Raw genomic sequence first — 10,001 nt, 5'->3', positions numbered from 1 at the left:
GTCTCGTGGGCTCGGAGATGTGTATCAGAGACCGCCACGGCCGTCGGCTGCTGGCGGACCGGATGGCGCGGATCTTCGTCGGCCGGCCCGCCGACGCCACGGACAGTGACGCGCGGCCGAGCAACGTGCCGAACGCCGGTGTGTACGCGGTGGAACAGACCCCCGGGCCGCTGGTGCAGGCTGCCACCACCGTCGGCCTGGCCGGCGTGATCCAGGTCGCCGCCGGGGCGGGGCCGCTGAACATGGCGGCCGGCGGCGTGCTCGGCTCGGTACGCGACCTGGCGCTGAAACGGATGGAGACCAGCGTCAAGGACGCCCGCCGCAAGTGGGACCTGGACCATCCGAACCCGGCGGCGGACTCGGCGGCACGCGTGGACCGGCTCGCCGTACCCACCGAGGTCGTCGTGACCGACGCGGCCCGCAGGCTCCGGGTGGCGGTGGCGAAACTCGACCGGGTCACCTCGGCGGTCGACCGGTTGGCGGGGCGTGGCGCGGAGAACGGACCGCCGGCACCGACCCCGTCGACCTCCCGCGACGGCGACACCACCACGACGGAGGGTCCGGACGTCCTGAGCCGGGCCGACTCGTGGGAACTGCAGGTCGCCGAGAGCCACGTCCGCACCGCCGACCCGATGTCCCTCAAGCCCGCCCTGCGCGAGCTGTACGCGGTCATCGACCGGCTCGGGCTGCGCGAGGGCATGTTCGGCCGGGTGGACCGGGTGGCCCAGTTGTCGCCCGAGGCACGCCAGGTGGTCGTCGACTACGGCGGCGACCGGGCCAGTCGGTCGGTCCGGCTCCGGACGCTGCGCGGAAGACAGAGGTACATCGACGTCGGCCGTCCGCCGGGCGTGCCCAGCCTGCGGACGTACCTGCGCGCCAGCTTCGCCACGACCGGCCTGGCCGGCGCGGGGGGCACCGCGATCGCGCTCGCCCTGTCGAGTCCGCTCGCCCCGATCATCCCGGTCGCCGCGCTCGCCGCCGTCCCGGTGATCGGCGCCGCGAAGTGGTACGCGAAACGGGCCAGTCTGGCGGCCGACGACGTACGGACCCGGTTCGACGCCCGTAGCGACGCCCGGGCGGCAGCCGACAAGGTGGACCAGGTCGTCGACCGGTTGCAGGAGCCGGTCCGGGAGCTCGGACAGGCGACGGCCGACCTGGAGGCCCGGCTCGACGCGGCCGAGTCGGCGGCCGATCGGCTCACCGAGCGCCTGGCCGGGGCACAGCAGCGCAACGGCGTACTCGGGCGTCTCTTCGGCGCCTTCCCGCGCTCCGCGGACCCGACCGCCGTCGACCCGAACTCGTCGGACCCGGCCGCTGGCGACCTCGCCGCGCCGGACCCGGCCGCCGGTCGGCCGGACGGAGGGACCGACCCGGACTCGGGGCGGATCACCGCGGCTGCCGTGCCGGACTCCGGGTTCCACGGCCTGGGCCGTACGGCCGCCGATCCGGCGGCCGTACTCGATCTGGCACGGGCCGCCCTGCCGCAGATCGCGCCGTACGCCCAGGTGGACGCCGTGGTGCAGGTCGGTCCGGACCTGTTCGAGATCCGTGTGGCCGGGCAGTACCCGCTGACGGTGCGCCTCACCACCGGCCCGTTGACCGACGGCGTGGTGGCCCAGTCGACCCGCGACCCCGACGGGACGTTCACCGTCACCGTCTCCGACCGGGCCGTCGACCAGGTCGTGGCGCGGGCGCTCGCGCACGAGGTGGCCGAGTTGTCGGCCCTGCACGAGTCGGGGCAGGCACTCGTCGGGCCGCTGGACCCGGGCAACGTGGACGGCCGGATCGACCCGGCCGGGCTCACCGCCCACGACCGGGGCCGGATGGCGGAGATCCGCCTGCTCGCCGCCGCGTACGCCGACGCCGACCCGGCCGGTCGGCTCGCGCTGCGTACCGAGATCGACGCCCTCGCCGACCACCTCGGCCTGCGGGTGGGCGACCCGGAGGTCCGGGGCAGGTGGGCACTGCTCCCTGGTGACGTGATGGCCCACCTGGTGCAGCTCAGCGTGCCTGCCCTCACGCCGGCCGCAGTGTCGGAGGTACTGGCGGGCACACCGGACCCCAGCGAGGTCGAGCGGGTGCGGCTGATCGACTACCGGGCCCGGCTGGCGCCGGACTTCCAGGTGCCGCAGCAGGCCGATCTGGCCAACCGGCTGCGGGAACTGGCCATCGAGGCCGAGCAGGCGCAGACCGGGATTCCCCGGATGCCGTCCTTCGCGGGAAGTATCGTCGGCCTGCCCCCGGCACAGCTCGACCGGATCCGGGCCGTCGCCCCCGACCTTGCCGACCGACTCGGCCGTGACGGCATCTACGTCGACGTGACCGGCCGATACGACCTGCGCCCGTACATGGTGGACGGGATTCCGGCGATCGATCTCGGCGCCGCCCGACCGGTCTTCGACCTGACCACCGAATCCGGTCGACGGGCCCAACTGCACGAGGACCGGCAACGCGCTCACGCCGCCCTGCGGGGGCTGCTCGGCGATCAGGCCGCCACCCTCCTCGCCGACCACGAGTTCCACTACCAGGGCACGGCCCGCTGGATGGGGTTGGTGCCCGACGTCCTGACCGAGACGCTGCGCGGCATCACCCCCACGCCGCCGGACACCGCCGCCGCTGCGGAGACCGCCCCGACCGAGGGACCGGCCGGCGAGATCGAGGTGACCGCCGACCGGGTGACGCTGCCGGAGGAGAAGGCGGCCGGCAGCGGACCGGTCTACGGGACGGCGTTCGACGCCCGGACCGGCCAGCCGCCACCGCTGTTCGACGGCCCGCCGAAGCGGACGGACGTGCAGCAGGGCGCGCTCGGTGACTGCGGCATGATCGCCGTGATCGGCTCGGTCGCCGGTCACCTGCCGGACACCGTCGCCCGGATGTTCCGCCCCAACCCGGACGGCTCGGTGGACGTGCTGCTGCACGAGACCGACGGGCCGGGCAGCGCGGTCACCCCCACCGGACGCCTGCTCCGGGTCACCGTGTTCCCGGATGTGCCCGTGCACGCCGCCGCGAAGGGACGCAGCGCCTACGCCGACCAGTCGATGGTCGGTACGTCCTGGGCGTCACTGCTGGAGAAGGCGATCGCGGCGGTCGACCGCACCTGGACCCCGCAACGCCACGACCAGTGGCAGCGGCAGTGGAGCGCCCGACCCGACGTGGACGCCGCCCAGGCCGCCCCGCTCGGCTACGCCCGGCTGGGCAGCGGCAGCAGCCGCTATGTGCAGGCGGAACTGCTCAGCCAGATCACCGGCCTACCGACCAGGGTCGACCAGCTCGACCCGACACCCGGACGGGAGGCCGACGCCGAGGCCCGACTGGCGGCCCTGCTCGACGCCGGCAGCCCGGTGATCACCGGTACGCACCCCGCCGCGCGCTACGAGTCGTACGAGCACGGCAGGCCGCCCCACGGGCTCTACGCCGGGCACGCGTACGAGGTCGTGTCGGTGACCGACGGCGAGGTGCGGCTACGCAACCCGTGGAACGACAGCCACCCCGCGCCGATGCCGATCCGCGATTTCCTCGACCTGATGAGGCCCACGTACGCGCACGTCGAACTGGCCCACAGCACGGTCGCCGCGCTGCCGGACTCGCAGTTCCACGGTCACGGCCGACCGGCCGCCGAGCCTACGGCGGTGCGGGACCGGGCCCGGCTGGTGCTGCCCACCCTCGCCGAATCGATCGGCGCGACCGAGGTCGTCGCGGTCGGCCCGGACGCCTTCGAGGTGCGGGCCGACGGCCTGGACCCGTTGCGCGTCCGGGTCGTCGCCGACGCGCTGCCCACAGGCACGGTGGCGCAGACGACCCGCAACCTGGACGGCACCTTCACCCTCGCCGTCTCCGACCGGGCCGCCGACAGCGCGGTCGACCGCGCGCTGGCACACGAGACCGCCGAACTGCTGGCCCGACACGAGACCGGCGCGGCCCAGGTCGGCCTCTTCGACCAGGACACCGTCGACGGACCGATCGACCCGGCCGGCCTCACCGTCGCCGACCGGGGACGGCTGGCCGAGCTGCGTCTGATGGCCACCTGGTACGCGCAGGCCGACCCTGCCGCCCGGCTGGCCCTGCGCGCCGAGATCGACACGCTGGTCGACCACCTGGGCCTGCGCTCGGGTACGCCGGACGCACGGGAACGTCTGGCGGTCGTGCCCGCTGACGTCTGGTACCACGTGATGACGCTCAGCCTGCCGGCGATGACACCGGAGACGGTGAACGACGTCCTGGCGTACCGACCCGACCCGACGCTCGTCGAGCGGTACCGCGCGATCGACTACCGAGACCATCTGGCCCCGGACTTCCGACCGCCGCCGGAGGCTGCCGAGCTGACCGCGAAGCTGCGCGAGTTGGCCGTGCACGGGGAGCAGCGCCAGTCCTCGATGCCCCGGATGCCCGCCCTGGCCGGGCAGCTCATCGGCCTGCCGCCGAACCTGTTGGACCAGATCCGTCAGGTCGATCCACGGTTGGCCGACCGGGTGGCCGCCGAAGGCGTCTACGTCGACCTGACCGGCCGCTTCGACCTGCGCCCGTACACCCTCGACGGCGCACCGGAGTTCACTCTCACCGCGTCGGCGCCCGCGTACGACCTGAACACCCCGGCCGGTCGCCAGGCCCTGCTCGCCGAGGACCGGATCCGCATCGACGCCGCCTTCCGGGCCGCCTACGGCACGAATCGCGCCGCGATGGCCGTACTCACCACCCACGCGTTCCACTACCAGACCGACGCGCGGCGGATGGCGCTGGTGCCGAACGCGTTGACCGAGGCGCTGCGGTCGATGATGCCGCCCGAGACCGAGGTCGATATCGAGTCCGCTCCGACGGTGACCACCGGCGAGGTCACCGCGACCGCCGACCGAGTCACCCTGCCCGACCCTGTTCCCCGACGCGCCGTCGAGTACGGGCGCCCGATGGATACCCGGACCGGGCGACCGGCACCGGTCTTCGACGGCCCACCCCGCCGTGACCAGGTACGACAGGGCATGCTCGGTGACTGCGGAGTACTGGCCACCATCGCTGCGGTCGCCGGTCACCGACCAGACGTGCTGGCGCAGCTCTTCCAGACTAATGCGGACGGCACCGTCGATGTGCTGCTGTACGAGAGCACCCTGCTCGGTGAGACGATGGCGCCCACGGGTCGTCGACTGCGCATCACGGTGACCCCCGACGTACCTCTGCGATCCGTGGCAGCCGGATCGGCGGCCTACGCCGACCAGTCGGTCAACGGCGCAGCCTGGGCCTCCCTGCTCGAGAAGGCCCTGGCGGCAGTCGACCGGACCTGGAGTGTGGAGCAGCGCCAACAGTGGCAGTCGAGCTGGCTGGCCTGGCACAGCCCGGACGATCCGCACCAGGCGGCGCCGACGGGCTACGCGCGGCTGAACATCGGCAGCACCCCCGACATGCAGGCGCAACTGTTGACCCAGCTCACGGGTGCTCCCAGTCGCGCATCGACGTTCGACGCCCGGCCGGGACAGGAGGCTGCGGTGGCGGCGCGACTCGGCGAGCTGCTGGCCGCCGGCAGTCCGATCATCACCGGCACGCTGCCGAAACGGGACTACCCGGCGGAGATTCGTCATCAACTCCCGTTCGGCCTGGTGCCCGGCCACGCGTACGAAGTGGTCGCGGTCGCTGATGGCCGCGTGTCGTTGCGAAACCCGTGGAACTTCGATCATCCGGCGGAGATGCCGATCCTGGACTTCCTGCACCTGATGAGCACGTCCTATGCCCACTTGGACGTCGCGCCCGCAGTCGCGCCCAGGCCAGCCGCAACAGTGCCCGGCCCGCTCGAGACCGATGCCGCCGCGGCGCGGCTGGATACGCCGAGTCCGGCACCGAAGGTGCCCGCTCAGAGCGAGCCGGAACGCTCGCACCGTCATTCGCTCGGTCGCACGTTCCTCGACGAGCACCCGACGACGGTCGGCTACTTCGCCCTGCTCGGTGCCGACGGTACGGTGAATGGTCTGCTCGTGGTCGTCTCCTCCGAGCATGGGCAGCGCACGGCCCACTGGAGCGCCGACGGTGGGCAACCAGGCGTCGGAGGATCGATGCCCGTCAGTCGGGAGGCGGCCGAACAGATCGCGCAGGACGTGCTCGGGTTCAGGCTCCCTGAGGAGTCCGTGCTGCACGACATGGTGAACGGCTGACGATGCCGACGACAGGACAGGGAGAACGGCCGTTGCGCTCCTTCACGGAGATCACCTCCATACCGAACAACGTCCCAGTCGACATCGGGCACGCCCGACTAGCGGTGCGATGGGTCGACGTGGGGCCGCCGGTGCGCGCCGAGGTGGTGGTCATGCCGCACTGGGCCGAGGAGTCCACGCATCACGAGATGCGGCTGGGCGAGACGTTCCCGGTGGGTGACGAGACCTGGCGGTTCGCCGACCTGGACATGGCCAGCGAGGACCAGTGGGAGGTCACGGTTCGCCGGGTGGACGCGAACGAGGTGATGGATCCACCCACCGGGCGCCTGTGGAAACCCTCTCGGCTGCGACCCTACGGCCAGGTCGACGAGGCACAACTCCAATCGGTCGAGTCCGCACTAGGGCTCCGCCTGCCCGCGGATTACCGCGATTGGTTGCGCCGCAACAACGGCGCGCAGCCCGAGGTGCCGCACCACGTACCCGGAGTGCCGTTCGCCCTGACGCCGGAACGCCCGCTGTTCGGTGTGCACCCCGACTATCCGCTCTTCGATCTGGTGCAGGCCCAGCGCCGACACCGCGACCCGTGGCTGTCGCCGGCCTGGCTGGTGATCGCGAACCCCTCCGGCGGCCTGCTGGTCGTCTCGACGCAGTCGGGCGACTCGATCGTGTACTTCGTTCACGAACTGGACCTGGTCGGCCCGCCCGGTCCACCTGCTTCCGTCGCCCGGGAGAGGAAGCTACGCGGAGTGGCCAGGTCCATGGGCTATCTCCTCGGCCGGCTCACCCCCGTGGAGGTCGACCACCTCCCGCCGGTGCAGATGGTGCCGCCCAGCACCTTCACCGATCCCCGCGACCACCAGGACGGGCAGCCATGAGTACGCCGACCCCAGAGGCCCTGCTGCTGCCACTTGGGCAGTACTTCGGCAGCTTCCACCCCAAGGTCGGCGCCTCGGAGCGCTACCAGCGGGTCCGGCTCGGCCCGGACGTGTGGGACCTGGACGACCCGCGTTTCGCGTTGTGGGCGCTCGCGCACAGCACGGCTGACCGCGAGGAGGAACAACTCTGGTCGCTCACCTCGGTGCGGCGGGCGGCGGGCGTACACCTTCCCGGTGTGGACGTCGAACCGCTGCTCGACGGCCTGCTCACCGAGGGCCTGCTCGTCGAGGTGACGCCCGACGACCCGGCGGCGGTCGACTTCGCCCAGCGCCACCGGCTCGGCTCGCGGATGGTGGGGCTGGGCAACAGCGCCGACGAGCCCTGGCTGTGGTCGATCGGCTTCTTCGAACGGCCGATCGTGAAGGTCACCCGTACGATCTACAACCTCTGGGAGAGCGGGCGCTCCGGCGAGAGCCTCTGGGACGTCTGCGAGTCGCTGGCCGCCGACGAGCGCGACAGCGGAGGCACCGACACGGAGTTGACCGAGCCGGAGTTGCTGCTCACCGCGCTCCTCCGGGCACTGCACCCGCTCTTGCTGGCCAGCGTGGTCTATCTGGAGCCGCAGCCGTGACCGAGACGAGGACACCGCCGATGACGCAGCCGTTGATCCTGCCGGTCGGCCGATACACCGGCGAGTTCCATCCCGAGGCGGGCGCGCCGGTCGCCTACTACTCGTTGGGCATCGGTCGCCTCGTGGTGACGATGGAGGATCCGCAGGCGTTCGCCGTCTGGGCTGCCGCGCATCCCCCGACCGACGCGCCGACCCGGCCGTGGACCAGGAGCGCCCTGGAGGAGTCCGCCACCGCCGTCGGGGTCACCGACCCGGAGCGGATCGTCGACGGGTTCCTGGAGGACGGGCTGCTGGTCGAGGTGAGTCCCGACGATCCCGACCTGGAGGGGTTCGCCCGCGCGCACCGGGTGTTGCCGCTGATGGTGTCGCTCGGCAACAGCCCGGACGACCCGTTGAACTACGGCATCGGCCTGTTCGGCATGGAGCCGGTGGTCCGGGTGCCCACCCTCGTGCACGACGTCTGGCAGTGGAGCAGCGTCGGCGACAGCCTGTGGGAGGTCTGCGAGGTGTTCGCCGAGGCCGGCGCCCGGGTCGACTTCGTCGACGAGCGGGAGCACGATCCCCGCCACGTGTTGCGTGAGTTCCTCGCGGCGCTGCCGATGCTGCTGGCCACCAACGCCGCCTGCCTGGACGAGGCCCGCGGCCTCTGACCGCGTCGCCGCCGGCGGGTCCGACTCAGTCGAGCTGCGCCAGCATCCCGGCGTACGTGTCGCGCACTGCCCGCAGCCGCTCCCGCCGGAACCGACCGGGCTCGCGCTGGTGCAGGTGACGCCCCCGGTCGCTGGCGAAGGTCTCCGGGGGGACCGCGTCGCCGTCGGCCGGGATGAACTTGCCGACCTCGTCGAGCGCGGCGACGGCCCGGGTCAACGCTGCCCGGGCCCGCTGCCGGGAGTCGCCGTCCGCGTTCACCGACACCTGTCCGGCGTACGCGTCGGCGACGAGCAGCCATTCGCCCGGGTCGAGCAGCTCCGACGGCTCGTCGCCGCCGTAGCGGAACCCGGTGCCTGCCGCGCCGAGACCCGGGGGCAGCCGGAAGACGAACTCCCTCTCCCGCCCGCAGCCGGCGCAGGCGCCGGTGTACCGACTCGCCAGCTCGCCGTCGGCCAACGCGACGACCGCGCTCTGCCGAGGGAAGCCGACGTCCCCGCACGAGCAGGGACGCAGGTCCATGTAGAGGTGCGCCTCCGCATTGGTGCGGCTCAGCGGCGGGGTCATCGGCCTACCGTACCGATCGAGCTGTCCGGGCACCGTCCCCGCCGCCCGCTGGCATACTCGCCGACCATGGTGGTGTCGCGTGGCTGGGCCGTGTTCCTCGCCGGTGTGGGCGTCTGGACCTGGGTGATCTGGCCGAGGTTCGCGGTGGCGATCTGGAACGACGAGCGGTCCTGGTCCAGCGGCACGGTCGGTGACTGGCCGGCGACCGGCTTCCTCTGGGTGCACGCGATGCTGATCGGTGCGTCGCTGGCGATCGGCACGACAGTGGGACTGCTCGGCGTACGCGCCTGGCGGATGTCCCGCCGGGGTACCCGCTGAGCTGGGCACCCGGGTGAACCACGGGGGTCGTGCTGCGGTCCGGTTTCCCCAGGCGTCGCTGCGTGTTGACCTGGAGGAACAGGCCACTTCGGACCGGCGAAGCGTTCACGGGCACCGAAGTGTGACGGGGACCGCTTCCCCCGGATTTGACGATCAAACCTGCGGACGCGTAACTTTCTCTCTGCCGCTGCGGAACGGGCAAACGGGGCGAAAGCCACGAGGTCCGGACCAGGCGGTACCGAGTTCAGTGCGGAGTGATCCTCAGTGGACGCGGTCCGGGCGGGGCCCGACGAAGACGCCGAGGGGCGGATTTGGCGGAGCGGAACCGACCGGGTAATGTTCACGACCGGCAGGGAACCGGGCGAGCTAGCGGGAAACCGCAAGCGGCCGGCCTGCCAAATCCGACGATCGAGCGAAGCGGTCACCGCTGCGCCTGATCACGGATGCCGAACCGCCAGAAGCGTGACGTACCGGGACACACCGGTTGACACGGGCCAGACGGTAAGGTAACGTAGTAAAAGTGCCCGCCGCGAGGTGGGTGCGGGTAAGGCCCCGGAGGAGTGCCTGCTGATGTGGGTGTTCTGATGGTGTGTGGTTGTTCTTTGAGAACTCAACAGGGTGCTTGATAAGCCAGTGCCAAATTGTTTTATGATGCCCCGTGCCAACTTTCGGGTTGGTGGGGATTCCTTTGGCAACAACTTTTTGTTGCTGGGGTTTGCTTTTCCAATAGGTTTTTGTTGGAGAGTTTGATCCTGGCTCAGGACGAACGCTGGCGGCGTGCTTAACACATGCAAGTCGAGCGGAAAGGCCCTTCGGGGTACTCGAGC

General features: G+C 71.6%; 6 protein-coding genes and 1 rRNA gene. 6 read left to right on the top strand and 1 reads right to left on the bottom strand.

Annotated features, from left to right (window positions below):
* Positions 1–17 precede the first annotated feature (17 nt).
* Genes EYA84_RS18990 through EYA84_RS18980 form a run of 4 tightly spaced genes read left to right on the top strand, consistent with a single transcriptional unit; the run spans position 18 to position 8,291 of the window.
* A complete protein-coding gene (locus EYA84_RS18990; protein ID WP_131054392.1) occupies positions 18–6,134 on the top strand; it encodes a C2 family cysteine protease in 6,117 nt (2,038 codons plus the stop codon).
* A gap of 32 nt (positions 6,135–6,166) precedes the next feature.
* Complete coding sequence (locus EYA84_RS33550; RefSeq protein WP_236145842.1) at positions 6,167–7,009, top strand: DUF6406 domain-containing protein; 843 nt, start codon at positions 6,167–6,169, stop codon at positions 7,007–7,009.
* Positions 7,006–7,641, top strand: coding sequence for a hypothetical protein (locus EYA84_RS33545; protein WP_236145841.1), 636 nt, complete (start codon positions 7,006–7,008; stop codon positions 7,639–7,641). Before EYA84_RS33550 ends, EYA84_RS33545 begins: the two co-directional genes overlap by 4 nt.
* A 20-nt stretch (positions 7,642–7,661) precedes the next feature.
* The gene (locus EYA84_RS18980) at positions 7,662–8,291 is read left to right on the top strand and encodes a hypothetical protein (protein ID WP_131054391.1); all 630 of its coding nucleotides are present in this window, start codon (positions 7,662–7,664) and stop codon (positions 8,289–8,291) included.
* A 25-nt stretch (positions 8,292–8,316) separates the two neighbouring features.
* Here the strand turns inward: EYA84_RS18980 and EYA84_RS18975 are convergent, their stop codons facing one another.
* Positions 8,317–8,856: a hypothetical protein gene (locus EYA84_RS18975; protein ID WP_131054390.1), complete on the bottom strand. Its 540-nt coding sequence runs from the start codon at positions 8,854–8,856 to the stop codon at positions 8,317–8,319.
* A 66-nt stretch (positions 8,857–8,922) separates the two neighbouring features.
* On the opposite strand from EYA84_RS18975, the gene EYA84_RS18970 reads away from it, so the two are divergent.
* Positions 8,923–9,174, top strand: coding sequence for an SCO4848 family membrane protein (locus EYA84_RS18970; protein ID WP_131054389.1), 252 nt, complete (start codon positions 8,923–8,925; stop codon positions 9,172–9,174).
* A gap of 734 nt (positions 9,175–9,908) precedes the next feature.
* Positions 9,909–10,001: ribosomal RNA gene (locus tag EYA84_RS18965) — 16S ribosomal RNA — on the top strand; the annotation flags it as partial.

The organism is Verrucosispora sp. SN26_14.1, assembly GCF_004307965.1.
Lineage (GTDB): Bacteria > Actinomycetota > Actinomycetes > Mycobacteriales > Micromonosporaceae > Micromonospora.
Note: the sequence above shows the minus strand (reverse complement) of the source record. Positions and strands in the feature narration are given on the sequence as shown.